The sequence below is a fragment of the Sphingobium sp. CCH11-B1 genome (assembly GCF_001556865.1).
GTDB lineage: Bacteria > Pseudomonadota > Alphaproteobacteria > Sphingomonadales > Sphingomonadaceae > Sphingobium.
In genome coordinates, this window is the sequence record NZ_LSJY01000181.1 from 1 (window position 1) to 25,364 (window position 25,364).

The following is a 25,364-nucleotide window of genomic DNA, read 5'->3' on the forward strand; positions in this document are numbered from 1 at the left end:
GACCATGCAGCCCGGTGACCACACCCCAAATTACACCTCATTGACGGACGTGACCTCGAACATCATCAAAAATTTCGTCCGGGGAAGAAACAGGCGCAGGTCTCGATTACTTGCGCACGGGCCCAGGCGAGCGCTGCACAGAACTCCGCTTCGCTGCCGGCGGCTCCCCAATATTGTAGAAAGAATGTCACGACTTTCATGGCCGCCTCTCCGTGGGGACAAACAGAGGGGCGGCAATGACGCAGGCGAGCGCACCCAATATCATTGCGATGAGCAGATCATCGACCAGTCGTTCAAATGCCACGAGCAGCATCGAGAGGACCAGCATGGCCAGGCACGCTGTGATGATAGGCAAGTCTCGCGCGTGACGCCGCCCATGTCTGTTCGAGGGTGGCGCGCGTCTTTCGGTGCTTTGTGTGAAGCTCAATTTATCCACGATCATGGCCGTTCCTATATTCTGATCCCGCGTGCATGCGCGTTTGCATTCCCGAAGGGAAAGACCGTTTCGCTCCTCGCAGATACCGCAGCGATATCGTGCAGACGGCCGATATTGAGCTCTCGCTGGGCTGCCGGGTGGCGCTCCCCAGTGGCATGCCGGCCTTCCCCTGGACGTCGATCCGGCAGGTTTGCGGGAATGATATCGATTGTCCGAACAAGGCCTCGACCCGAGGTCGGGCCGTCGTTCTGGTTAAACGTTATGCCAAGCCAAAGGCTGAGGAGGTCCTGTGTATGATGTGAAGCATCTGCGCTATTTTGTCGCCGTCGCTGCCGAGCAAAGCTTCACTCGGGGCGCTGAGCGACTGAATATGGCGCAACCACCCTTAAGTCGGCGAATCCAGGAGATGGAAGCGGAGCTTGGCGTCAAATTGTTCGATCGAGAGGCCCGTCCGCTTGCGCTTACACCGGCTGGCCAGCTTTTCTACGAGCAGGCTTTGCAAGTCATCCGCCGCGCCGAGCATATGCGTTCTACGATGAAGCGTTTCGTGGCGTCGGAGCGTCCGCGGTTCGTGATGGGGATCGTATCCTCCATGCTATATGCTAGGCTTCCCGACCTCGTGCGACGCTTTCGCAGACGTTCGCCGAATGTCGAACTCTCTCTCGTCGAAATGAACAGTGCGGAACAAATCGTCGCGCTCAAGGACGGGCGTATCAATGTCGGCTTCGGGCGGCTTCGCCTGAGCGACCCTGGAGTTCGTCGCGAGATCCTGCGCGAAGAGCCGCTGGTGGTCGCGATGGCACCGGACCACCCGCTGGCGCGAGGCGAGGGTACACTCTCGCTGACTGACTTTGGGGACTTGCCGGTTATCATTTATCCCAAGGAGCCGCGTCCGAGCTATGCTGACGTCGTCATATCGATGTTCCAGGATCTCGGCCTTTATCCTCAGATGATCGAGGTTCGAGAACTCCAGTCTGCGCTGATCATGGCGGCGGCGGGGGAGGGCGTCTGCATCGTACCGGAATCGATCCGGCGCATGGGGCGCGTCGACACCGTGTTTCGCGAGCTGGAAAGTCGGACGACCGTCCCGATGATCCTCAGCCATCGCGCCGATGATCAATCGGAGGAGCTGCACACCCTCTTTGAAGTTTTCCAGGAGGCTTATGGGGAATGGGGGTACTCTCTGCCTCCCGGCATTGCGGGTATTGTCAGAACCGACAGCCCCGATAAGAACAATAATGGGCCGGCTCAACCTTGATAATGACCCGCGCGTTGGCGTGATGGCCGCGTCGCGCCGGCCGCCTCAGACGCCAGGGGGCAGTTTGGAGCGCATTTCAGCCCGGCGATCGAACTTTCTGCCATCGGCAAGGAAAGTTCCGTCGCCGATGGCATGTACCATGCGCTGCTCTTTGCGAATTTCGTCGCGATAAGCCGCCACGCCTTCCAGTATCACGATATTCTGCCGATCGATGATCTCAGTGACCCGGCATTCAATGTTCGCCAGGCATTCACCGATCAAAGGCGCGTAAACATGTTTTGCCGGCAGCGTTGTGAGCCCGAATTTTTCAAATTTGTTCGTGTCACGCCCGGAGCAGGTTCCAATCCCGACGATAGTATCGATCATGTCGATAGTGGGAACGCCGATTACACATTCTCTTGACGTTTCGAGGGCGCGATAGGAGAAATTCCAGGGGCCTGTAGAAATTGCGAAATTCGCGCCAAACCCGATTGCCATCGTCCAGCTTATAGTCATCACGTTGGGTTTGCCGCCATCATTGGTCGTTACCAATATGACAGGCCCCGGTTCGATAAGGGTAAACGCCATGTCCAGGGGAAAACCGTGCATGCTGGAAGCAACCCTCCCATGATTGTAGCGATCATATCATCAGGTCTCTGGGGTGGTTTCGCAAAGGAATTCGATCATCGCGTGACCTTGGTTGCCGGTCCTTTGCGTCTATGGGGCGACCTCCGTGTCGAGGTTGTCAAAGGCGGCGCCCCACTGTTCGATGTTCTTTTGCGCCTGCGAAACGAATGCCGAGCGCCGAATTCCGGCCAGAAACATCCGTGCAATCGCGCGCCCCGGTTGCCTGAGGGGCCTTTCAAACTGACAGAGAAGGACAATTCGCGTCCCGTTTGTATCGTTCCATACTTCATGTGGCCATGTGTCGTCGAATATCAGCACTTCCCCCTCGTGCCATGTGGCGTCCTGTGAACCGACCTTCATGTGCAAGCCGTCTTCACGAGGGACTTGCAGGCCTAGATGACAGGTCAGGAGACCTTTGGTTACACCTGTATGCCGGGGAATGTGAGCGCCGGGATGCAGAATGGAGAAGAAGGCGCTGTTGAGCCCCGGAATCCTTTCAACGAGCGATGCGGTGGCAGGGCAGCGCCTGAGATTTTCCTCGATCCGTTGCCCATATCCGATCAGGAAGAAGGACCTCCATCGATCGTCAATGGCGATGCGCATGTGGTCTGGAGAGACATCTCTGAGCGCCGGAGCCGATTTTGGGGTGCGAAGCACGGTGAGCGCTTCTTCACGTATCATCGGCCACTTCTTCCGCAGAGCCTCCGTCCAATTGAACTGTTCCGATGCCAAAACAGGGGTGTTGGGAACCAATGACCACGGTGCTATCAAGCGATTGAGAAAAGGTCTGATTTTCTTCCCCTGCCGTAATATGAAGGGGCGCTTGGCCAGGGTCGGCGATCTCTTTGGGGACTGCATCCTGACCTTGTTATCCTTGTACATTCCATCACGACAGGAAGTTGCAGCTCGCCCGCAGGGGGGCATGCGGCGCGAGCTGCATCACGAGGAGGTTGACGATGCATAGCTAGTGGCATCGGCAAGATCCGTTTGGGAGAGGCGGATACGGAACTCCAACCAACCTCGTTACCGGCGCTGGAAATCATCCGGCGCGGACGGCTCATGCGTCCTTTATACTGCGGATGGAAACACCATTTCGATCCCGTGGCTATACCGTCACGATATGACGGCAAGACAGGATGGGCTTTGCCGAACCCCGAACAGTAGTCCTGCCCCGCGCAGCCAGCATCTCGCCGTTCGGATTGAGGATCGGATTGGAAGGGGCGCAGGTCCTGGGCTGATCGCAGCGGAAAGGAGCATTTATTATGGGAGCGGTTCTTGCCGGGAATGGCATCCCACTCGATCATCTTCGCAAGGTGCTTCCCAATGAAACAGGCGCTTCAAGCCCCGATGGGTGAACCGCATTGCGTGCGGGGGGGGGGGACTTAGCCGTCCAGTGCATCATTCACCTTGTCTTCCAATGCCGGCTGATTCAGCCGTGCATCATCGGAGATCCGCATGCGGCGACGGCACCATAGGCTATGGCCGAATGATTGCGCTGACTGTCATAGATGCTGCTTCGGTGTTTGGTCGCTACCATTCAAAACCGGACTTGAACGCCGCCATAGGCGATCGCAGGATTCATGCGTAGATGGGCGGATCCTGGAGCGAGGCCCGCGGGGGTCGGCAGATCGAACCGGACATCTGTGCTGGTCCATGTCTTCATTGCGGCAAGGAAGATACCGAAGCGCTGATTGACGGGAATGTCGACGCCGCCGGCGATAGCAGGGCCGATGGTATTGGCGGCTCGAATATGCTGCAGGAGGCCGTCCTGATTTTTCAGCACGATGGTCCAGTTGAAGCCTGCGCCGAGATAAGGCTGGATGCCGCCCGACTTGCCGAAATGGTAGCGCACTGTGTAGGTGCCCGGCGCATAGCGCACTTTTCCAAGTGTTCCTGCGCCCGAGAGGGTGCCTGCTGCGGTGAGAGTTGTCTTGGGCGGTGCGCCTGCGGTCGCCGCGAGCGAAATGTGCGGAGTGATATGGAAGCCGATTTCAAATACGACGGTCGTGTTATCTGACAGAGTGCCATCTGCACCCTCGAGAGATTGGCCTCCAACTTTAACATTGGCCTTTTCGTCGAAGATAATTCGGGACGCCCCAGCTCTGACGTAAAATTTCTGGTCTTTGACCGGTAAATACTGGGCATCCGCCGAGCCTGCTGCGCAGCCGACGGTAAACGCAAAAAGTGCGCAGAAACTTCTCATGCTTCCTGACCTCCCCTTCGTCGCAGTTTGCGATCGTTTTTTATGGTGACTCAACTTCTCTGGTCAGAGTGGTCGAGGGTGGACGGCCAGGTCCAACACTGATTCTATATTATGATTATACCTATAAGGTCTAATCCTGAGCCTTTCGCAGGCGAAACAGAAGAGATACAGTCCAGCAGGCGACTTTAATAAAGGGGGGTGGTTCATCATGTCCAATGCCGTGTGCGATGGCACGGTCACCAAAAGGGCTTTCCTTCGGTGACGAAGGCTGGATCGCCGCGGCGCAAACGGGGCGGCAGAATGCGGGCCTTTCCCTTGCGTAACGTGACTTTAGTCAGGTTATTTTCCTGTAAGGCTCAAATATTAGCCGCTCGGGAAAATGCGTTGGGATAAAGAGGTGCAGAAGAGCAATCCCGCCACCAGTGACCCGTGTGAGCCTTTTTCCGCGCGGCGATGGCTCGGGGCGCGGGGGAGTTGCGGGCGCAAGGGCTTGGTGCCTTCTCAGAAGGTCAGCTCTGCCAGGGTTTGGACGGCAAGCATTGTTCATTATTATCGGACATTTATTCGCGCGCAAATTGAGCGACCACGTATCAGTAAACCTCAGTGCGCGGGGGCAGGGCAATCGGGGCAGACATTCGAGGTCGGCCTATGGCTGAGGGTGGAGGGGATCCGGATTGGACCACTGCGAGTGAATTCACACGGCGCGGTCGAGATGCTGTTGAATGGCTCGTCTCGACCCTGATTACTGATTACGATCTGCTCCATGCAAGGCTGAGCCGTCGTTTTGGATCGGACGAGCTCGCCACGGAGACGCTCCATGACATCTATCTGAAGCTGCGGTCAGATCCCCAAATCGATTATGTACGCCACCCGCGCTCTTACCTCTACAGGATGTCGATCAACCAGACGCTGAACCGGTACCGCAAGGAAGCGCGTTCCGTAACCGTCGATCCTGCGGTTACCGTGACGATACCTGATGACGCTCCCGATCCGGAGCGCATGGCGCTTGCTTCTGACGAGATGAGGAGAGCAATCGAGCATCTCCACCGATTGCCGCGTCGACAACGGGATATATTCCTGGCGCGATGGCGGGATGCAAAGACCCAGATCGAAATCGCGGCTGAGTTTGGTCTTCATAAACGGACCGTGCAGAAGGAACTGGATCGCGCAGAACGCTATCTTCGAAAAAAGCTGGGACTGTCGTAGCCGTGACAGGTTGGTGGCCGTCGTAACGCGCCGACCCGCGACGGCAAGCATCGCGAAAAAAAACGCCGCCTTTGAGGTCACGGAAGTGTCTTTCCTCCGGGACATTGAGGACCGCTTCCCCCGGACGACGAGCGTCTGCTTGTCGTTTCCGGTCAGGTGGCGGTCAAGGAGGCAAGGCGTCTAGGTTCCAGTCGCCATAGATTGCCTCACACCCAAGGGGGTCGCCATGGCGACAGGTAAGGCGTGAGTGCTATCACGAGGGCGAGTGCCGATGCGCCGCGACGAGGGGGGGAATCCGGCAAATTTGAGCGACATAAGAGGCGCGGTACAGGTTCCGCACTGTCCGTACCGCTCCTTGCACCATGGCAGGTCAGGGTCGCGACCACAGCAATGGCGAGAGATCTCAGTATCGTGGTCTCGATCAAGGAGATCGCTTTTCTTTGCCATCTTTCCCTGAGCTACTTCGTCAGGGCATTCTCAAATACGACTGGCCTCACGCCTTATGCCTGGTTCATGCGGCAGCGCATCGACCATGCTGAAGAACTATTGGAAAGTTCGGATCTGTCTCTTGCGCAAGTCGCCCTGGAATGTGGCTTTTCGGATCAGGCCCACTTCACCAAGGCGTTCGCCAGAGCCACGGGCATGACGCCTGCCAGAAGGCGTCGAGAAGTCGTGCGCCTATCTGAACATGAGCGCACGATATAAGCGGACCTTGTCGTGGCCCTTCGATGATTGATCCCATTACACCTCGCTCCGCTCTGCGGCTCGCCGCCGAGCGGTCTTTAGCAGAGCCTCGTCGAATTCCGGGCGGTTCCAGCGGCTACCGGCCTTTAGGGATAAAAGGTCTTCCATGTGGCTGATGAATGTATAGACCTTGTTGACCACCTCGATCATGAGGGCTTTCATTTCCGGGTCCGAGATCCTGGATACCTCGTTCCAGGGTATTTCTCCGAATGGCGTGACGACCTTCACGTCGCTATAGTCCCCCGTCAGACTTTCCGGCACTGTTCCGGCATGAATGTCCTCGAGCCGCGTATTGCGGACGCATTGCTCGACAAGAGCCAGAGCGATCCGGCGGACGGCTGCATCTGGTAGATCCCTGGTCAAGTCCGTCTCCCGCTTCGCTGTCAAAGACAGCCACGCCTGCGCACTGGCCTGGATCGGAGGCGCGCGCTAATAGACGACCACAAGGAAATTGATCGCGCAATTGAAAAAAAAGCTGCTTCTATTCGTCGCCGAGAGCGGCCTTCATCTCCGCGAGCTTTTCCTGGCACAGCTCGTTGACGATCGTCCCCAGGACCTCGACCCGTTCGGCGAGGTAGGCGAATTCGTCGTCCGTCATTCTATACTGGTCCGAATGCCGGGCCTTCACATAGGCGTCCTTGAGTTTGTTGAACCGGGCCTCCTGCTTCCGGCTATCTCTCGGCCACGCCTCGACAAGCTTCGGCGACAGCCTCTCGGCGAGTTGGCGGAGAAACTTTATGTTGTGGCTGTACGGCGTATAGAAGGTGAAGACGAGCAGGATGCAATAATAGAGCCGCTCGCAGGCCTGCTGGAGATTGTAGGCAGCATCGGGATATTGCTTTGTTTCGTAGCAAAACTGGAAGATTCTCCGCGACGAGATGGCCAGTTCAAACCACTGATCATAATAGCCCTTGGCCATGTCATAGGCCTGCTGCGGCGTCTTGGGCCTGGGTTTGTGCAATTCGCTGTCGTCGGATTGGTACAGCGCTATTCCGTCGCGGGCGATATCCATGAAAAAATAGCGGCCATGGGCCAGCCCGTCATTCACTTCCTGAAGCGTGTGAATGATGAAATTGACCGGGGTGCGCAGCCGGTTGAGGATCATGGTCTCAATGTTGAGGCGCTCTTCCGCCTTGTCCCAATATTCCAGGCGGTCGGTCAACTCCTTCTGGTTGACGATGATAAGCAGATCGAAATCGGAGCGATAGCCCCGCGCAGTGTGCGGCTCGTGAACCCATCGCCCGGTCGCGTAGGAACCGTAGAGAATGATCTTGAGAATTCGGCCCAGCTTGCGTTGGCCGGTCGGCTGGCCGTGCGCATCGTCAAACTCCTCGAACAGGATCTGGATAACCCGGTCGAGTTCGCGTCGCTTGTTTATCGGCAGATGGTCAAGTTCGGTCTTCATTTGGTGGATGCCGCTCAGGTCAGTGGAAAGTCCGATGGATCGTTTTCCCAAGGATTGAAAAGTGCCGCCCCGCTGTGCCGCCTGCCCTTCAGACTGCGCGTCGCCAGAATGGGTTCGTGTTCGATTGCAGTCGCTGCGAGGAGCGTATCGTTGACTTGTGGGGCCGGCCTTGTCCGGCACTTCACATCATCCGAAATCACACCCCGGCGGAAGACTATGGCGTCCACGATGGACAGTATTCGACTGCCAGAACGTTGAGCAAACGCGTCGCGCGCGGCCATGGAGCGCGAGCGATCCGGATGCTTGGGTTCCAGGTTGTGGATGCCCTTGAGTGAAACTCCTGCCATCTACCGGTGCCTCTGTGCATATGCACGCGGGGTGTCTACCTGGACGGTAGGGAACAGCCCGCGCATAAGGCCGACATTCCAGGTGATGATCGTCGGGATCGCGTGGACGATAGCAGCTTCCCCAATCATTCGATCATAAAGCCGAGCACCGATCCCGCCATCGGCCGCATAGCTCCGGACCGTCTCGAATGTCTGGGCGGGGGTAAGCCCAATGAGTTGGGTCGCCGCCCGCACGCTCTCCAGCGCTGCCCACGCCTCCTCAGCAGTAAAGCGGAATGGCGCGCTCGCGCCGCGCCGGGTGAGCGTGCTGTAAGCTTCGGCAAAGCTATGGGCGGCCACACCGAGCACATAGCTGCGCTCCTCGCGAAACAGGTCGGCCGAGGCATCGTGATGTTCATGATCCCCCGCCAGCGCTGCAATGATCACGTTGCTGTCGACGAGCGCGTCAATCGCCAAGGTCGCGCTCGCGGCTAAGGTCGAGTGCCTCGTTCGCCTGCTCCAGGCTAATCGACTTGCCTGTTGAAGGGCGAACCAGCAACGGCCCGCGTCGCACGAGCTTCCCCGTATTGGCGGGGACGCCCGGCGGAACATATCCCCGTAAGGCATCCTCTACCACTTCGCTCGCCGTCATCCCGGTAAGCCTGGAGAGGGTCTGAACGCGAGTGCGGGCGAATGCCGAGCGGACATTGAGCTGGATGCTTTCGGTGCGTGACATGATGCATGAGCCTTTCCTTCGTCCTTATAACGAAGGCCTTGCTGCATGGCTAGCACTTTTATATATTTGCTATCAAGAAGTCGTGCTATGTTGTTTTGAACGGCATATGATATGGAAGATCCGAAAGGATTTCGTGGTGGAATCATCTGCCAGTAATAAGCTCTCCAGCGACCGTCCGCGCTTCAGCCTGTCGGCTTGGCTTTGGCGCCCGTGGTACGCGAAGGTCTGGTGGACAGCCATTCCGGTCTGGTGGCTGGGCATGGCGACTTCGACCCATGTCGATTTCCTGGAGTCCTTCTATCGCGGTGGAATCGCGGGCTATCTGAATATCCTGTTCTTTCCGATGACAGCACTCATGGTTTTGGGCATCGGCTACGTTCGGGATCGCTTGGACAATTTCGTGGGTGAGGGCGACGGGATACCGCTGTCAGACGCGGAAGAGGCCGACGCTCTGCGAAAGCGCATATGGGAAGATCATGATAGGGCTATGAAGAACCTTCGTGCGGGGACCGATGTATTTGACCCGCGGTCGGGATTGCTCTGGATAGGTAACCCGATGAATCCCAACAATCCCGGGTACATCGACCCGAGCACGGGTAAGCATCTTTAGCGCTTCTTGAAGGTGCTGTCGCCGTCACCGGAACTACCTTGGATATCAGTCGAAAAGCTCCCCTTCGAGAGAACGGAGTTTTGCTCCAGCGAAGTCAGTGGACCGGTAACATCAAAGGTGGCGCGCCCGTTGTCGGCATCCTGAAGGTAGCGGTTGCGCATGCCATCGCTACCGAGAACGCGTTTCGATAGTTCACGGGAGAAGGTTGCTGCAGGATCACTGGAGCGCGCGGCGGCGCGCTCTGCAGCTGCAATCGATTCCCGCACATCATAGTTAACGATATCCAGTGACGATTGAGCGGTCTCACTCGTGGTGCCCGTGTCACGGCTCTCAAAGCCGACACTGCCGCCGAAACGTCCTGCGGTGGCGCGATCGGTTTTTTCGATCGGCTCTCTCGAAGCCTGCCTGCCCCGACCCGGATTGTTGCCGCGACCAGTGGACGTCTCGGATTTCGAGACACTGACATCCCCGCCAGCATGGATTCCGACGTCAGTTCCCATTGTCGTCTGATCCTGCGCCAACCGTGACACCGTCCTCTGCCACCCGGTCTGCGCCATGATCGCCTGAACGTCGCGCTGGAGCGTGTCGGCCACCTGGGGTTTAAGGCGCCATTCGCCCCTTCGATCCATCTCGAACCCGCCGCGCAGCCAATTGGCAAGCATAGCCTGACCTTCCGCGCCGCCGCCCATGAAATGCTCGATCGTGTCCGGCCCCGCCTGCTTGCCGGCCTCGAAACGGGTGCTGGTGTCGCTACGGGCCGAGCGGCTGAAGTCCGTTCCGCTCGAAACGAGAAGATCGTTATGCGCAAAGCTGAGCCGCGCGTGCCCGCCATTGGCGATCGCGCCGAGTTGGCTTTCGTTAATAAGGCCAGCCTTCCACATGGCGGCTGCCGTCTGCGGGGTGAGGTTCAGGCTGAGGTCGCCATTCTGGTCCATCGCGATCTGACGTTTGGTGAGGTCGATGCCGTTCTCGGCCAGCAAACCCTGCATGCGGGTCAGACGCTCCCGATCGACGATCGAGGTCAACCGCTCGTTCCGCGCCCGATCGGCGACCCCGGCCGCACCGCCTTCGGCCATGTCGACCTGGTTCCCGGCCGTGCGGCTCAGCGCCTGAATGAAGCTGTCGAGCCGCGCTGCCTGTCGCGTCGAGGTTCCGGCCGCAGCCGCACCTTCAGCATAGCCGAAATTCTCCGACTGACGCCGCTGCTCGCCGATCCGCGCCGCGTCGCGAGTGCCGGAGGTTCCAACCTCGCGCTGTGCATCCAGCTTGCCCGAACGCTCGGCAAAGTCATAGCCGGCCGCTTCGCGCGTTCGGCCATAGATGCTCGTCCCCTCGCGGCTTGCCTCGGCTGTGGCGCCATCGGCAGTGCCGAGTTGGGTCGCTGCGCTGTATCGTTCGAGTGCTGCCATAACCTGGGCCTCGTTCCTGCCGGTGGCGCGGGAAAGCTGGGTGATGGCGGAGCTGCGCGCCTCCCCTGACAGCGCATTGATAAAGCCTACACGACGCGCGGTTTCATCGATTGAAAGACCGAGCATCGACGCGGCCTCGCGCTGCCCCTGATTGCTGCCGCTGCGCCAGCCCTGTTCGGTGGCGACATTGGCGCGCTCCACGCCTGCGACATTGACGCCGGCATAGTCGCGGCGGCCTTCCATCGCGCCCACCTGGACCTGTGCGGAGGTCAGGTCGTTCCTGAGCAACTGCTCCTGATCGAAGGTGTTGGCGATCAGCTTGGCGAAGGTCGGATCGGCCTGCGCCTCTCCGATCACGCCCGATGCCTTGAGCGCGGCATCCTCAGACGAATAGCCGGCGCGCTCGAAATGCCGCTGCGCGCCCTGCATCATCATCCCGTAGGCGCGCTGGTCCCCAAAGGCGCGCCACTGGACCAGATTCTGGCTGAATGCCGCAAACGCCTTCTCGCCTGCCTCGCCCTGCCCGAAGTAGCCGTTTCCAAGGCTCCTCAACGCATCCTTCTCAGCAAATTGATGGATCGCCGTGGTCGCAGCATTGGCCTGCACCGCGCGCGCGACCGCCGGGTCTGCGAGATCGCGTCCACCGAGCGCCGGCGCAAGGCTCCCCAACTGCCGTGATCCCTCGATACCGCCCAGTGCGAAGGCAGTGCCACCCGGAGTGCCGGGACGCTCGCCGAGGATATGGCCGGCTTCGCCAAAGGTCCGGTTCGCGTTGAAGGTCGAGCGTTCTCCGAAATCCCCGAAGCTCGATGCGGCCGCAGCGCGCGACCGCGTACCCATGGCCGAGGCCTGCGCTTCCAGCGCCGACGCCTGCCCCTCGGCCGTGCCCATCGGCGCGGCCGCAGCTGTGCCCTGGCTGGCGATTCCGAGCGATCCGGAGGTGAAAGAGGTGAACACGTTGCCGCTGAAACGGAAGACGGTGAAGACGAACGCGCCGGCAAGCCCGGCGGCGGCCGTGCGGAAGCTCCCGAAGATCGCCAGCGCCTTCATGGCCGCCGAAGGTGCGAGCAACCAGGCATTGGCTCCGAGCCCGTTGGCGCGCAGTTCGGCGAGCGTCGCAGTCGCGCGGCCGAGAGTCAGTTGATAGATGCCCGCGTCGATCACGCCCCACAGCGCTACAAACACGAACATGCCGAGCGCGAAGCTCGCAACCCTGAGGTTGATCGGCGTCAAGATGAACAGTAGCGCGATCGGGATCATGAACAGCATGATCCCGAACACGGTCGCGCGGATCGTCGGCATCCATTCATTCGCGACCGACATGGTCGCAAGGCCGTTCGAGATCACCGCGCGATTGGCCATGACCCTGGCCGCGCTGGCGGGGGAGTCCTCGAATAGGACATCGCCGACCGTGTTGCCGAGCAGGATATGGGTGAGGAACGCCTGCGCGCTGAGAGGGCGCCCAAGCATCATCTGGCCCATCTCGCCGAGCTGCTGCCGGCAGCGGACCATTTGCTGGACATTGCTGGTGTCGTAGCCCGTCCGCGCGCAGATCTGCCTAGTATAATTGTCGAACAGCACCGGGTCGGACAGGCGATCCGAGATATGGGTCCAGGCGTCGGCGCAACTGACCGTCGTTCCGCCCTTGTCGGTCGTGGTGTAGACGGTGGAAAAGGTTGCTGGACCGGCCATTGCTGCGAAGGACGCGGGGAGGTCGGTCGAGGTGCGGAACAGCTGGTCGTCGTCGACGCCATAGGCGGCCGACACGCGCGCTACCGGATAGCATTGCCGCACATAGTCCTTGATCGTCGCGTCGAGGAACACGTCGGTCATCGGACCACGCGGGGATACGGCATTGAGGAACAGGTCGAAGCTGTGCCCGCCCGCGCCGAACTCGATCTTAGCATTGGGATCGAGCGTGTTGTCGTCGATCGTCTCCACCATGGCGCGTTCGATCATGTTGGTCGCGCCAGCGACGAGGACGAGAAGGTTCGGAACGCCGCCGACCGGCTGATAGGCGTTGCGGACGCGGTCATAGACGTGGACCGTGCCCGTGGTGGCGATCAGCCCGACGAACAGGCCCACGCCGATCAGGATCTGAAACCCGAAAGCGACGAGCCCCATACCGGTGCCGCGCACACTCGCGATGATCGCGCCGAGACCAATGCCGACCGTCGCGACGATCATCACCAGCGTCTCGTAGCGCGGATCGCTGAAGATCATCGAGACCAGGCGAAACGCATCTACCGTCTCGACGAAGCCGTCATAGGTGTGGAAGCTCGTATCGACGGCCAGGGCGGGCGAAGCGAGGAGCAGGGCGGGGAGGGCGACGAATAGCTTTGCAAGTCGGCGCATGACGGTTCGATCCTACTGATTGCGGGCAGCGGCGCCGGCGGCGTCGCGGGCATCCCGGTCGCGCTCGCGGAGGAGACCTGCGTAGCTGGTGGAGAGGTTCGCCTGATTGAGCGCCGCCATATAGCTTTGACGCATCTGGGCACGTTGGCGCAGCACCTCGTCCCGCAGATCCCGAAGCTGCTCGATCCCCTTCGACAGGATTCGCGTCTGGCAGACATTCTTGTTGTTGCCATCCGCCGAGCCCGCGACCGTCGCTCCACGCTCGGCATTGGTCACCGTGAAGTCGATGGTCCGCGTGAGGTCATTGAGCATCTGGTAGGCGAGCGTAAGGGCGACCAGTTCATCGGTGTCGGCAATCACGGAGTCCACCACGCCCTGGCGCACCCCCCATTCAAGCATGCGATAAACGGGTAGCGTCCGGACATTAGCGACGAACTGCCGTTCCTCGGCCGATAGTGCGGCGCGGGTGCGGATCTTGGTGGCGATCGACTGCATCCGCTCCCGAGCCAGGACCAGCGCGCCGCGGCCAGATCCGTCCTGCGCACAATCGGCGCCGGTCGGGGGGAAATTGAGCGTGCGGCGCTGGACCCGCCCGGTCAGGAAATCCTGCGCGCTTTCGGTGTCCTGCGCCGGGCATTGGGGGATCGCCGTGAACAGGGGAACGCGGTCGCCATCGTCCCAGCGCATGTAGACATCGCCCACCCGGGCGCGCATGACGCTGGCCCAGTCTCCGGCGCCCACGCGCGAGGCGGCATGCGCCAGAAGCGAACCGGTGCGGAAAATGTCTGTCACTTCGGCGGGGCAGTTGGCGAGTGCGTCCTTCAGATCCTCGGTCGGATTGTTGTTGTTGGCCTCGATTTTCTCGCGGCTCTGCTGGTAGCTCTTGGCAAAGCCCTGCTTCACCGAACGATAGCCCGTCATCTCCTCGATGATCCCGCCCATGTTGTCGTCGCCCTTGGCGATCTGGACCATGCGGTTGGCGAGGCGGCAATCATTGACCTGGATCGAGTTCAGGAAGTTGGTCGCCGCTTCCATTTTCGAGATGATGTTCCCCATCTTCTCGTCAAGCGTCTCGAGCAGATACTGGAAGGCGACGGCAGGCGCCGCCTGGAGGATGCTCTCCAGTTTCTGGACCAGATAGTCGGGGTCGAGGAACGACATGCCGCCGAGAAACATGTCGATGCCGCCGCATCCGGCGCGGACCTTGGGCAGGCTCACCGACATCAGATAGTCGTTATGAACGTCGACGCGGCCTGACATGCCGCCTGCCGTCACATAGACGCGCGTCTGGTCCTCGAAGCTGCCGGGCGAGCTGTAGGTCACGTTATCGAACCAGCTCTCCGCCCAGCTCTGCGCATGAGCGGGCGCGGTCCAGGCAAGGCTGGCGAGGGCGAAGACGATCAGCGCGCGGACGGCGTGGCGGCAAGCGGACATGGCGGACTCCGGACTATCGAGGAGGTTGAGGAAAGGATTGAGCCCGCCATTTCTCAGTGCCTTCCCGAACGCGTCGCCGGCAGCCCCACGATGCCGGTGAACTTTGACATGGCGCGGACGCCGACAGAGGGCCTCACGCCCGTCAGCATCTTCGCGGCCAGATAAAGGTTGCGCGCGAGGTTCGGTGCATGGTCCGTCCCGATCGCCACCGGGACGACGCGTGCATTATCGGCCATGGGCCGCACCCAGGCGACCGGATGCCCGACCCAGGGCAAGCCGAGGCGGCCGGACCGGATCATCGCCTCCTGCGCGCTGATCGTTCGCACCTGCCAGCCGTAGCGCGTGCCCAATGTTCTCAGCTTGGTCCAGAGGTCACCACAAGGCAGGCAACCCGGGGTCGTCGTCATCTCGATGACGAACGCGGCACCATGTCCACGCAGCGTGGCCGTGAAATCATCTGGGAACTCGCGGGTCACCGGAGCCCGTGAGAGCCATGCCTGCATCGTCGCCGCGTCTCCGACGGGGTGGATCGCGGCGCGCATGGCGTCCTCTTGGCGGACGGTCTGCGCTGCAGCCGATCCCATGCCCATGACCAAGCCGGGGATGCCGAGAAGGATGAAGGCGCGCATCACGGCCTCGGCCGGGCCGAGACATCGACGAGATCGCCGCCAAGGGTTCTCGGGTCGGTCGCCGATACCGGGCCGTTGCCCAACGCGTCGAAGAAGCCTGCATCCTCGCCGGGGCCGGTCATGAATTGCTCGGGCCGTATGTCGCCGCGCAGCAGGCGCACAGCCTGGTAAGCCGTCTGTGCGAGGTTGGGATAGGCCTCGACCCCCGACGCGATCACCATGCGTTGCTGGCTGCCGCGCCGGATGATCATCGTCGTGGGCGTGATCTCGACCCCGAACCGCGCGCTGAGATCAGGCCGCTTGTCGAGATCCATGAGCGTCACCTGCCAGCCCATTTCTTCCTGGAAACGCTGGATGATAGGCCACTGCACGCGGCAATAGCCGCAGGTCGTGCGCGAGAACATGACCAGAGCGAACTCGCCCGCATGCGCGCGAAGATAGGATCGCCGGATCGCGTCCTTCTCGGCCGACAGCTCGGAGCGGGCGTCGCCGACCATCGGGTTGGCCGACTTCGAATTGAGCTCGGGATATTGCAGCATGGCGATCTGGGTCACACCGGCGAACGCGCGCGCCTTTCGCCGCGCGAAATCCTGGAGCCGCCAGAAATCGGCGACCGCATCGACCGTCAGCACGGTCGCGGCATAGTCGCGCTGCTCTTCGATGAGCTTGCGGATCTTCGGCGGTGTCCAGGTCGCGAGCTCCGCCATCGGTGGGATGACGGGCTTCGCGAGCGTCTCGGGCTCGATTTTCTCGTCGGGCTTCTGCTTTGGTGCCTCGTACCACCAATATCCCTGGCGCTGCCCCTGGGGCTGACCGGCGCCCTGGGCGCTGACCGATGCCGGGACGCAAAGCATTGCTATCGCAGCCAGGCTTGCCGATCCAGGCCAGCGCCAGCCTACCGGCAAATGTATTGACAATGTCGTGGCAAAATGCCAGATGGAGCCAAGGAGTTTAGAGACATGGCACAGGCTCGTTCGGACCGGAGCGCTTCGCCGCGCAAGGATGACGTCATCCAGATCCGCGCGGCTGCGGAACTCAAGGCGTTGCTGAGCCGTGCGGCATTGCTGCGCGGCCAGAAACTCTCCGAATTCATGCTGGCGAGCGCGCGTCGGGAAGCCGAGGCCGCCATCCTCGATCAACGAACCTTCTTCCTCGACGCCGAGAGCCATGAGCAGTTTCTGGCAATACTTGATGCGCCGCCCGCGCCGTCGCTGAAGCTTGAAGAGCTGATGAAGCGTCAACCGCTCTGGGATCGCTGATCTGACGTTGCGCCCGTTTCGATGACCAGACGCCGTGTAACGCCGCCCGAGCGGTTGAACGCCGACCATTGCGTCGATGGGTTCGACAATGGACGGCATGCCTCGCTCGATCACTGGCTCGCAGAGCGGGCTCTCGCCAGCGAAGGCGCCTCGGCCCGCACCTATGTCGTGTGCGATGCCGACCGGCCAGGCCATGTCGCGGGCTATTACACCATCACCACCGCCATGGAGGAGCGGGCCGCGCTCCCTACCGCCAGGTTGCGGCGCGGGATGCCAGACAAGGTTCCGCTGCTCCTCATTGCCCGGCTTGCCGTGGACGTTGGCTTTCAGGGCCTCGGTCTCGGCGCCGATCTGCTTGCCGATGCCCTGCGGCGATGTGCCGCTGCCTCGGAGATCGCTGGTGTCCGCGCGGTCATCGTGCATGCGATCGACGACGCGGCGGTCGGATTCTACGAGCGGCATGGGTTCATTGCCTCTCCACTCGGAGAACGCGTCCTGCTCATGCCCATCGAGGCGGTGCGAGCTCTGCAAGGCTGACGACCTGTCCTGTTCGCGCGCGCTCACAGAATCCGCTCCATCCGGATGAGATCGCTGAGCGGCAGCAACCCGAAATAGCGGCTGTCGAACCCGCGTGGGCTAGGCGAGCCGACATAGGCCATGCCGGCTGGGATGACGCCACTCCACTTCATATGGGTGAGCTTTAGTCCGTTATGGGCCTGAGGGAGGCTGACGCCGAGCAATCGCCCGTTGCAGTAATAATGACCGTCCCAACTGTTCGCCCTGAGCGGGGAGGGCGTTTCGAACATCGTGAGCCGATCGCCGGGCAGGCAGAGCGCGTGCTTGGTGACGGACACAGGCTTCGGGCCGGCGATCGGGTGACGGAGCGTGAACATCACATAGTCACCCCTGGCGATCGGACCCGGGCTTTTGCGCACGGCAAACGCCTCGATCGACGGTGACATGACGAGCGTGACCTGCGGCATGACCAGCGCGGCGAACAGCGCCAACGGCGACACAATGAGCATGGCGCACCAGAGCCGATCAGGTCGAGCCGGTTGAGCGGCGCTGGGCGCGCCCAAAGCTTCTGCGGCCTTGCGCGGTAACCGCCGCAGCCGGGGCCACAGACCACCGATCCATCTAGCGACCAGCCAAAAGAGCCTGAGCATGGCTTACCTCCTCTTTCCCGCCGAGGCGGGCATAAGCTTCGAACATTCCGGAAAGTGCGCTGTCACCAAAGACGACATGAGCCGCGCGCGGGCTATCGTCGTCACGCTCGCAATAGGCCTGGGTCGGATCACCGGGGATCATCGCGAGTGCGGGGACCTGAGCGATGCCGTGCTGGCGGAACACAATGGGGTCGATGATGAGCTGGACATCGCGCATCACACAGTTGGGCCCCTCACAGCCTGGATCGCGCCGTAGGATCTGCGCCGTCAGTTTCGCCATCGGGCCCATTTTCCTGAGGCCACCCGGCACACCGCGGAACGCCATAACGCCGTGAACCTTCTCGAGCTGGATAGCGTAGTTGCGCAGCGTCGAGAGTGGCATCGACGACGACACGAACAGGACCGGCACCCATCCATTTGCGGTTATGGCAGAAGACGATTTGGCGAGGGCCTGTTCTTCGGCCGGCTCCAGTCCCAGTGCCTGACGCAGCGCCTTCGCCTGGCGTTCGCGCTCGGCTGCGAGGCTCGCCTCGCCCTGAGCCTGGCCAGTACGGGCGCGGGCCTCCATGTCCACCGACGGCTCCCGATTGCGGAGGCCGTCGAACGCGCGGCGTCGATCGATGGGATTGTCGGTTCGCGGAAGTTGGGGGGCGGGCAGGTGCGCGGCATTCTTCTGTCCACGCGCGATTGCCTCTCCGAGCCGGTCGAGGCTGGCCTGACCTTGATCGCCAGCGGACTGCCTGGCGTTGCCGCGAGGGGCTTCGCTCGCGGTATCTTGTGCGAGGGCGGCGGTCGCCGCACCCATGAGCAGCACCAGAACGGCGCTATGGATTGACGGCTTTGAGATACGCATCGATGCGCTCCCCCATGTCTATCTGGATGCTGGATTGGGCGCGGGCCTCGATGTCCGCATAATATTCGGAGAGGTCGATCTTGCTGAAATCGAGCGCCTGAAACTCCTCAGGCGTGAACCCGCGGCACATCGGCTTTTTGGCCGTGCCCCAAAGATTGCCGTTGAAGCTTTTCAGCTGCGGACGGCCCTGTTCCTGAATGATGCGGCCGAGCTTGGTGTTGAAGCAGCAATGGCCGCGCGCCTTCTGCAGGCAGATGCCAAGAAAGCTGGAGGTGCAATAGCTTCCGACCTCGTGGCACATGCCCGACGAGCGCAACATGGCGGTTTCCATGTCCTGCTGGTCACAGCCGGCGAACAGGAACTCCATCATGAAGTTGATCGCGAGGCTGACTGCAAGCGATGTTGGGTCGAGGCCGATGATCAGAGCATTGGCGCCGGCGCTCGCGGCCTGGCTCGCGGTCGCACCCGCCTTGAAGGCGACATAGGCTGCCTTCATGCCGGTGAACACGCCTTTGGCCACTGCGATCTTGGTGCCGATCGAGGAGATGGACGAACCCATCCCATCCTTCACGATCTTGCCTTTGTCCTTGCAGCAGTTGGCGAAGGTGGTGCCGAGGCCCGCGGGGCGGCAGCGCACGCCGCGCCCGGAGAATATCTCTATGGTTCCCATGCAATTGCCGTCGGCATCGATGCCTCCATCGGGCTCGGTTCCGGGATCGTCCATCGGCGGTTCGTTGACGATGGGGTTGGTCGCAAGATCGGCGCACTGATTGGGCGAGCAGGAGGGTGGACCTCCTGCAGTCTTCACCAGGCAGGCATATTGCGGCCCAACCGGACAGCTATATTGGCCTGCGGCATCGGCGATGCAGGCCACCTCCTGGATCGGACAAAGCCACGCCCCGCTCATGGTCGAGAGGCAGTTTGCCTGCTCGCCTTCGTCGGCCGCATCGCCGTTATTGTTGAGATCGGCGGCGCAGATTTGCTGCGCGTAGGCCGCGCTGGGGGAGGCAAGGGGCACTCCGAAGCCGAGCACCAGCGCGAGCGCTGCGCCGCGCGGATCGAGGCGCCAATGTCTTGTGTGGGCGAGGCAGATCATTGCACGCTCCCCGTGCAGACGAGATCGGCACCGGCGAGACGGACGGTCTGCATCATCACGACCGCTTCGGGGAAATCGTCGAGGCAGCCGCAGGCCGACACGATCTCCTCGCCGGGGCCTGCCGGGCATTGGTTGTTGGCGGTGCAGGCATGGAAGAACGTATCGAAGCCGGTCGGCGCATTCTGTTTGGCGCCGACCACGCCATCGATCGCGGCTTCGCTGTTTGCCTTGGGCGCGCGCGTCTTGCAGACGGGCTCGCACGCCGGTACCGATCCCCTGTCCGGGACTGAAAACGCGCGGGTGGACGTCGCGAAGCTGCCGTCGCTCTGCCGCGCCCGGTCCGCAAGCAGCGTCTCGGTCGAATGATCGATGATATAGGCGCCGCGGCTCGTGTCGGGTTTCGCAATGTCGTCTATGTTGCAGCGATAGGTGCGGTCTTTCAGGAAGAAGTCACGCGTCAGGTCGGTCGGGCAGGCGGGGCCACCCAGGATACGGGTCTGGGGCAGGGGTTTGAGACCAGTGGCAACTCCGTTGATCCAGGTCTGGACGCCGTCGACCATTTCGCTGTCGAGCTTGCATTGCGGATCGGCGGCGATTGTGCCGCAGCTATCGACGAGCTGCTCGAGCGTCTTGCAGCTGTTGTCGACATCGACATGGACCTGCGCGAAGCCCTCTCCGCCTTCTGCAACCGCGGCGCGGAGCCAGATCTCGTGATCGCCGACGGTGAGCCACGGCTTCAGGTCGAGATTGGGATGGGCGTAGAAGGTCTTCTTCAGCTCGCATTTGCTCGGCGGAAGCCCGAGCGTGGTCCAGGGTGAAGGGCCCGAGCCAATAAGCTGCCCGTCGATCCGCACCTGTGCCCAGTCGTCGGCGAAGAACTGCGTAAGGCGCGCATCGACGATGCGATCCGGATCGGTGACGTGTAGCGTCATACGGAAGTCGACCAACGTGCAGCTGCCGCCCGCAAGGCTGTTGTCCGCAGGCGACCCCATCAGGAAATCGAACGAGCTGCCGTTCTGGATGGTCGAATAGCCGCCCGCTGTTCGGCTGATGATGTCTTCCGCAGCGGGCTTGAGCACCGTCACACGCCGCTCGACGGTGCAATGGCGATATTGGAGCGAGGTTCCTGAACCGATCGCCGAGCCTTTGAGCGCCTGGAAAACCGCGCTCCCAGTCGATGCCGTATAAGCATCCGAGGCGATCGTGGCGGGATTGGATCGATAGGCGGTCTGGGGCAGATCCGGATTGGGCGAACAAGCCGTCGATTGTGCACCGACATAGCGGATGGCGGGGCCATCGATCACCGCTTCGGCGACGCCATAGCGCGGGTCGGCCGTCGTGAGCGCGCCGATCATCCCGCCGCCAAGGTCGCGCAGCACCGAAGGCATATTGCCCCAGGCGAGATTCGTGCCGCAGCTGTTGTTGATGCAGTAGCAGCCGGCGAGCTTGGGCATGTCGACCGAGGTCAGTTTCAGGTTTTTTGCCGCATCGACATCCCAGCGATAGAAGCTGCATCCGTTCCAGCTTCCGGGTTGGCAGGAGACGACACCATTGGCGCAGATGCCGGACACAGGCATGGGGAGATTGGACGTGCTGTCGACCGTCCCGTCCAGATCGGTGTCCCGCGCTATCGTGACAGCGCCGAGGTCGCCTGTTCCGGACGGCTGAACCAATACCTCGAGCATCGTTGCGGTCTTCTGACAGGCGATATTCGGCGCAAACTTCCGGCTGTTGTCGACAGTCGAGATCTGCTGTCCGGCCAGGCCTGGCGTCACATAATTCTGCTGGAGCGCATCGCTGTCGCTGGTCTTGGCTCGGGACGCCTCGGCGGCAGCGCGAGCGCGCTCCTCCATCGTCTGGGCGGAGGCGGGCGAAACAAGGGAAATGGCCAGCGCGACCGCGATGATGGAACAGGCGGAGAGGGAGCGCCGGTTCCATCGGGGGAGCATTGCGGCCGCGCTGGCCGGGGGTGGAGCGACGCCGCCAGGGGGGCTTGGCGACGCCGCTCCTGTCCCGCACGGCAGCCCTCGGCCGTAGGGGCCTTGGCGAACAGACCTCCGGAATGGACGGCTGTCGCGTGCAGGAACGGGGGGAAGTGACCGGCTCATGGCACCGGTATCCCGGCGCAGCAGATCACCTTTTCGAAGAGCATGAACTGGGCATTGTCCTTGCCCGGCGCATGTTTGGCCGAGGACCAGAGCGAGCCCGGGCGGCCGATATTCACGCATTTGCCGCCCTTCACGGGCTCCATGATCTGGAGCTTGTAGCGCGACTTGGTCCAGACGGGCTGGGGTATAAACGAGCAGCCGTCAGCTGAGCTGATGGTAAGAGCGCCCAGGCGCCCCATCATGAACACGCCGCGCGCGGCCAGGCCCGCCCAGGCTTCGACGCTGTCGTCGAAATGGATGTCACCGGCGATCGGATAGGTGGCGCCCCAGCTCCCCATGCACCAGAAGAGCGGGTCGATGACCTTGCCCGCGGCCGCTGCGGCACTGTCGCCCATGCAGGCGAGCCCCGCGGCGGGATTTCCGAACAGGATGCCCTCGGGCTGGATGATCGCGCCCAGCGTCCCCGACTGCCAGGTGGGCAGCACCTCGGTGATCATGGCGACATCGAAGCCGTCATTCTCGAGACAGGGCAGGTCCGTGAACATGTCGAGCATCGCCCAGACCGGCGAGATGTAATAGTGCATCTGCGCGAACATCTTGCGGGTGTTCGTCCCGTCCGAGATCGATGATTGGCTGCCCTGCAGCTTCCCGCCCGTCGGCAGCAGATCGGCGCCCAAGGCCATCATGCAGCCGGGTTCGGTCACGACATCCACCATCCGGTTCGGCGACCAGTAGGAAACCTTGACCCCGAACCAGAACTGGATGCCCTTGCGACAGGCGCACAAGGGTTTGGAGGCCGACTGTGCGTCGAGCGCCTTGTCGAGCTTGTCGAAGCTGCCGACGCGGATGCCGCCGACGGTGATGGGAAAGATGCAGGTCCAGCGCACCTTGGTGATGGGGTTGAAGACGGTGCCAGCCTCGCATTTGGAGGCATGGGCCTGGCTCGGCCAGGCAAGGGTCATGGCAAGCCCGATGACCAGACCGACGATGAAGACAGGAAGGCGGCCGATCATCGCACAGCACCTCTCGCCAGGGCTGCGGACCCGCGGCTCTTGGGCCCATATTCGGTGAGGACGAGGCGTGTGCCGGACTGCTCGACGATGACCGGCGCCACCGTCAGCCCGAGCCGTTGCTTGACCCGCTCCTCCAGGATGTAGATCGGCCGCCCGGTCTTCTCGCTGAGGTCGATCGCGTCGCCGTTCTGCGTGCCCAGCGCAGACAGCAGGATGAAATCGCTGGCGCGGGCGTTGCGGAGCGCCCAGCCGAGGTCGCGCGGATGCACGACGACGAGGCGCTGGGGTAGCTTCACATAGGTCAGCGGATTGAAGGTGAAGCCCTTGGGATAGAGCGTCTTGCCGTCGGGCAAGGTGATATCGAAATCGAGCGTGTAGAAAGGCACGACACTGCGAACCCGGTCGGCGCCGGCAATCCCGAGCGGCGCGGCCTTGAGCGCGCTCCACTTGTCACGCGGGCCGAACGCCTTGCTCATGTCACTGGGGAGTGTCGCCACCTTGGCCTCGATCTCGGCGAGCGCGTCAGGTTCCGCGATCGGCCATGTCCGCCCGATCGTGCTGCGCGACGGGGCGGAACCGCTGATCGGTCCCGCAGCGGCGCACGCAGCCGCGACGGCCAGCAGATTGCCCGTTGCGAACACCAGCAGGATCGGGCCGCGCCGAACACGGCCGAGCAGACTATCGGCCATGACGGTGCCTCCAATGCTGTTCGGGCGGTTCGGGGATGCCGATGAGCGCGGCGACGAAGGCCGAGAATGCCAGAGGCGTCAGGATCCAGATCAGCATGCCGGAGGCCCGGTCGAGCTCCGGTGACAACAGCAGGAGTGCGCTCTGGACCAGCATGAGCAGAAAACCGCTGACAGTGAGCCGGATCACCGATGGCGAAGGCGAGGAGGAGGTGAGGCCGTTCATTTGCCTCTCCATCGGCGCAGACGGCTCATCAGCTTCGCAGTGCCCGCCGAGAGGCTGAGCAGCATGAGACCGGTGGCGAGACACGATGCCGCTATCAGTAGAGAAGCGCGCAGAACCATCATGGTCGGCTGCTTGAGCAGGAGCCCCGCGACAAGCACGAGCAGGCCCATCATCACCGTCTCGATCATCACGAGCCGGAAGCGCCACTGGAAGGATTCCGCTTCGAACCGCTCGGCAAGCCGTCGCTCGACGATCGATTCGATGGCTTCATTGTCGGACCAGTTGAGCGGCAACTGGTCGGGATGCGGTGTAAAGCGTGCCATGGCGATCACGCTCCCAACAGGCCGGGCGCAACAGGCGCGCCGAGGATCTGCGAGGGCTCGACGCCGGCGAGACGGCAAATGGCTTCAAGTGGCGAAAGACCCTGACGCATCAGTGCCTCGAAAGCGGCTACTTCGTCGGGAGCGGAGGTGTTGATCCAGTAGCTGAACGGATCGACCACCAGCCGGGCAATGCCGAGACCCAGCGGGGAGTCGATGAACACCTCGCTATAATTGGGCTTGGAATTCCGGACGGATTTCAGAAGGTCGAGGACGAAGCCCGAATAATCGAGGATCTTGTTGTCGACCGCCCTATCATAGGTTGACCCCTGCAAGAGAAACCGGGTCGCGGCATTCTCCAGGATCACCTGGCCGGTGCCGCCGAACAGCGTCAGATCGTTCATCGACTGGAGAACGATGCCGAACGAGCCGCGATATTTGCGCGCGCGGCGATAGCCCTGACCGAACGCCTCGGCGAGGCGGCTGAGATCCTGTCCGTCAGTGCGGGTCATGAACTGCGCGGCCTCGTCGCACAGCACGAAACGAGGGCGATCGCGCGCGGAGAGATAGAGCTCCTGTGTAACCGCGTTCACCACCACCATGACGATGACGTTGAACAGGTCCGGCATGGACTTCAGGCGCTCAAGTTCGAGCACCACGAATTCGTCGTGACGGATGTCGAGCGTCGAGGGACCGTTGAAATAATGACCATAGGCGCCGCCGGACCCGAAGTCCCTCAGGTTGAACGCGAGTTCTCGCGCGACGGGAACGAGATGGTCGACGCTGTCTAGCGCGGTCCCGACCAGCTCGGGATAGGTGCCCAGCCAATCCCGTACCGCATCAATCCCGTGATCGGCGCGCCCGGTATCGATCGTCCACTGCACGGCAGATTTCAGGAGGTTCCATTCGGAGGTCGTGACGCCCTTGCGGGTGGACGCATTGGCCATCTCGGCCACGATCGCCACGGCCATGGTGATGGCCGACTGCTTGTCGTCGCCGTCGAGCGCCAGCCCCATGTCGAAGGGATTGAGCACCAGATGCTCTTCGCCGATGTCGATGTAACGGCCTGAGCAGAGCGTACAGAGCTTCCGGTAGCTGCCACCAATATCGATGATGCGGATCAGCGCGCCGGAGGCATAATATTGCTGGCAGAGATTGTTGAGGAGGAAGCTCTTGCCCGCGCCGCTCTCGGCCGACACGATGAAATTGTAGTTGTTGATACGTGGGTCGAAGAGATCGAGGGTGATGAGCTGACCCTTACGGCCCGTGTAGAGCAGCGC

Annotated in this window: 28 protein-coding genes; 6 read left to right on the forward strand and 22 right to left on the reverse strand. The window is 61.8% G+C overall.

All coding sequences use genetic code 11. The features are described 5' to 3' along the window. Positions 1–196: 196 nt before the first annotated feature. Complete coding sequence (locus tag AX724_RS24770; protein ID WP_269454171.1) at positions 197–328, reverse strand: hypothetical protein; 132 nt, start codon at positions 326–328, stop codon at positions 197–199. A gap of 397 nt (positions 329–725) precedes the next feature. Between AX724_RS24770 and AX724_RS17975 the strand changes: the two genes are divergently transcribed. Continuing rightward, complete coding sequence (locus tag AX724_RS17975; RefSeq protein ID WP_066769135.1) at positions 726–1,694, forward strand: LysR family transcriptional regulator; 969 nt, start codon at positions 726–728, stop codon at positions 1,692–1,694. A 45-nt stretch (positions 1,695–1,739) separates the two neighbouring features. Here AX724_RS17975 and AX724_RS17980 read toward each other — a convergent pair whose 3' ends face one another. From AX724_RS17980 to AX724_RS23110, 3 genes are all read right to left on the reverse strand, one after another. Further along, a complete protein-coding gene (locus AX724_RS17980; protein ID WP_231736750.1) occupies positions 1,740–2,261 on the reverse strand; it encodes a flavin reductase family protein in 522 nt (173 codons plus the stop codon). Positions 2,262–2,390: 129 nt separating this feature from the next. Beyond that, positions 2,391–3,182, reverse strand: coding sequence for an aspartyl/asparaginyl beta-hydroxylase domain-containing protein (locus AX724_RS17985; protein WP_231736751.1), 792 nt, complete (start codon positions 3,180–3,182; stop codon positions 2,391–2,393). 655 nt (positions 3,183–3,837) lie between these two features. Next, entirely contained in the window at positions 3,838–4,503 is a 666-nt protein-coding gene (locus AX724_RS23110) for an OmpW/AlkL family protein (protein ID WP_082733597.1), read from the reverse strand. Between the two features lie 648 nt (positions 4,504–5,151). On the opposite strand from AX724_RS23110, the gene AX724_RS17995 reads away from it, so the two are divergent. Further along, the gene (locus AX724_RS17995) at positions 5,152–5,709 is read left to right on the forward strand and encodes an RNA polymerase sigma factor (RefSeq protein WP_066769143.1); all 558 of its coding nucleotides are present in this window, start codon (positions 5,152–5,154) and stop codon (positions 5,707–5,709) included. 411 nt (positions 5,710–6,120) lie between these two features. Then, positions 6,121–6,414: a helix-turn-helix transcriptional regulator gene (locus AX724_RS18000; RefSeq protein ID WP_231736752.1), complete on the forward strand. Its 294-nt coding sequence runs from the start codon at positions 6,121–6,123 to the stop codon at positions 6,412–6,414. A gap of 36 nt (positions 6,415–6,450) precedes the next feature. On the opposite strand, the gene AX724_RS18005 is transcribed toward AX724_RS18000, so the two are convergent. The 5 genes from AX724_RS18005 to AX724_RS24210 form a co-directional block, all read right to left on the reverse strand. Beyond that, complete coding sequence (locus AX724_RS18005) at positions 6,451–6,816, reverse strand: hypothetical protein (RefSeq protein ID WP_066769192.1); 366 nt, start codon at positions 6,814–6,816, stop codon at positions 6,451–6,453. Between the two features lie 118 nt (positions 6,817–6,934). Continuing rightward, positions 6,935–7,858 (reverse strand): HEPN domain-containing protein, encoded by a 924-nt coding sequence (locus AX724_RS18010; RefSeq protein ID WP_066769152.1) that lies wholly within the window; start codon positions 7,856–7,858, stop codon positions 6,935–6,937. A 14-nt stretch (positions 7,859–7,872) separates the two neighbouring features. Further along, on the reverse strand, positions 7,873–8,205 hold the full coding sequence (locus AX724_RS18015; protein WP_066769155.1) for a plasmid stabilization protein: 333 nt from the start codon (positions 8,203–8,205) through the stop codon (positions 7,873–7,875). After that, positions 8,206–8,661, reverse strand: coding sequence for a type II toxin-antitoxin system VapC family toxin (locus AX724_RS18020; protein WP_066769158.1), 456 nt, complete (start codon positions 8,659–8,661; stop codon positions 8,206–8,208). Further along, entirely contained in the window at positions 8,651–8,920 is a 270-nt protein-coding gene (locus AX724_RS24210) for a hypothetical protein (RefSeq protein ID WP_066769159.1), read from the reverse strand. The genes AX724_RS18020 and AX724_RS24210 overlap by 11 nt, the downstream gene beginning before the upstream one ends. Here AX724_RS24210 and AX724_RS18030 point away from each other — a divergent pair. Continuing rightward, positions 8,919–9,530 (forward strand): hypothetical protein, encoded by a 612-nt coding sequence (locus AX724_RS18030; protein WP_231736753.1) that lies wholly within the window; start codon positions 8,919–8,921, stop codon positions 9,528–9,530. The genes AX724_RS24210 and AX724_RS18030 overlap by 2 nt on opposite strands. Here AX724_RS18030 and AX724_RS18035 read toward each other — a convergent pair. Genes AX724_RS18035 through AX724_RS18050 form a run of 4 tightly spaced genes read right to left on the reverse strand, consistent with a single transcriptional unit; the run spans position 9,527 to position 16,211 of the window. Then, a complete protein-coding gene (locus AX724_RS18035) occupies positions 9,527–13,294 on the reverse strand; it encodes a conjugal transfer protein TraG N-terminal domain-containing protein (RefSeq protein ID WP_066769160.1) in 3,768 nt (1,255 codons plus the stop codon). The genes AX724_RS18030 and AX724_RS18035 overlap by 4 nt on opposite strands. 12 nt (positions 13,295–13,306) lie before the next feature. Then, a complete protein-coding gene (locus tag AX724_RS18040) occupies positions 13,307–14,728 on the reverse strand; it encodes a conjugal transfer protein TraH (protein ID WP_066769161.1) in 1,422 nt (473 codons plus the stop codon). A 53-nt stretch (positions 14,729–14,781) separates the two neighbouring features. Further along, complete coding sequence (locus AX724_RS18045; protein ID WP_066769163.1) at positions 14,782–15,357, reverse strand: hypothetical protein; 576 nt, start codon at positions 15,355–15,357, stop codon at positions 14,782–14,784. Further along, on the reverse strand, positions 15,357–16,211 hold the full coding sequence (locus tag AX724_RS18050) for a conjugal transfer protein TraF (RefSeq protein ID WP_066769165.1): 855 nt from the start codon (positions 16,209–16,211) through the stop codon (positions 15,357–15,359). Before AX724_RS18050 ends, AX724_RS18045 begins: the two co-directional genes overlap by 1 nt. Positions 16,212–16,316: 105 nt before the next feature. On the opposite strand from AX724_RS18050, the gene AX724_RS18055 reads away from it, so the two are divergent. Continuing rightward, complete coding sequence (locus tag AX724_RS18055) at positions 16,317–16,616, forward strand: type II toxin-antitoxin system TacA family antitoxin (protein ID WP_066769168.1); 300 nt, start codon at positions 16,317–16,319, stop codon at positions 16,614–16,616. Between the two features lie 21 nt (positions 16,617–16,637). Further along, on the forward strand, positions 16,638–17,153 hold the full coding sequence (locus AX724_RS18060) for a GNAT family N-acetyltransferase (protein WP_066769169.1): 516 nt from the start codon (positions 16,638–16,640) through the stop codon (positions 17,151–17,153). Between the two features lie 23 nt (positions 17,154–17,176). Here AX724_RS18060 and AX724_RS18065 read toward each other — a convergent pair whose 3' ends face one another. The 9 genes from AX724_RS18065 to AX724_RS24215 form a co-directional block, all read right to left on the reverse strand. Beyond that, complete coding sequence (locus AX724_RS18065; protein WP_066769172.1) at positions 17,177–17,782, reverse strand: S26 family signal peptidase; 606 nt, start codon at positions 17,780–17,782, stop codon at positions 17,177–17,179. Then, a complete protein-coding gene (locus AX724_RS18070) occupies positions 17,754–18,587 on the reverse strand; it encodes a type-F conjugative transfer system pilin assembly protein TrbC (RefSeq protein ID WP_231736754.1) in 834 nt (277 codons plus the stop codon). Before AX724_RS18070 ends, AX724_RS18065 begins: the two co-directional genes overlap by 29 nt. A 19-nt stretch (positions 18,588–18,606) precedes the next feature. Further along, a complete protein-coding gene (gene traN / locus AX724_RS18075; RefSeq protein WP_066769179.1) occupies positions 18,607–19,731 on the reverse strand; it encodes a conjugal transfer protein TraN in 1,125 nt (374 codons plus the stop codon). After that, positions 19,728–21,584: a hypothetical protein gene (locus AX724_RS18080; protein WP_066769196.1), complete on the reverse strand. Its 1,857-nt coding sequence runs from the start codon at positions 21,582–21,584 to the stop codon at positions 19,728–19,730. Before AX724_RS18080 ends, traN begins: the two co-directional genes overlap by 4 nt. A 251-nt stretch (positions 21,585–21,835) precedes the next feature. Continuing rightward, positions 21,836–22,852: a TraU family protein gene (locus tag AX724_RS18085; protein WP_066769180.1), complete on the reverse strand. Its 1,017-nt coding sequence runs from the start codon at positions 22,850–22,852 to the stop codon at positions 21,836–21,838. Further along, entirely contained in the window at positions 22,849–23,541 is a 693-nt protein-coding gene (locus tag AX724_RS18090; RefSeq protein WP_066769181.1) for a conjugal transfer protein TraW, read from the reverse strand. The genes AX724_RS18085 and AX724_RS18090 overlap by 4 nt, the downstream gene beginning before the upstream one ends. Then, a complete protein-coding gene (locus tag AX724_RS18095; protein ID WP_066769183.1) occupies positions 23,531–23,764 on the reverse strand; it encodes a hypothetical protein in 234 nt (77 codons plus the stop codon). The genes AX724_RS18090 and AX724_RS18095 overlap by 11 nt, the downstream gene beginning before the upstream one ends. After that, entirely contained in the window at positions 23,761–24,087 is a 327-nt protein-coding gene (locus AX724_RS18100; protein ID WP_066769199.1) for a hypothetical protein, read from the reverse strand. The genes AX724_RS18095 and AX724_RS18100 overlap by 4 nt, the downstream gene beginning before the upstream one ends. Before the next feature lie 5 nt (positions 24,088–24,092). Further along, on the reverse strand, positions 24,093–25,364 hold a 1,272-nt coding region (locus tag AX724_RS24215; protein WP_443018771.1), incomplete at its 5' end, for a TraG/VirB4 family ATPase.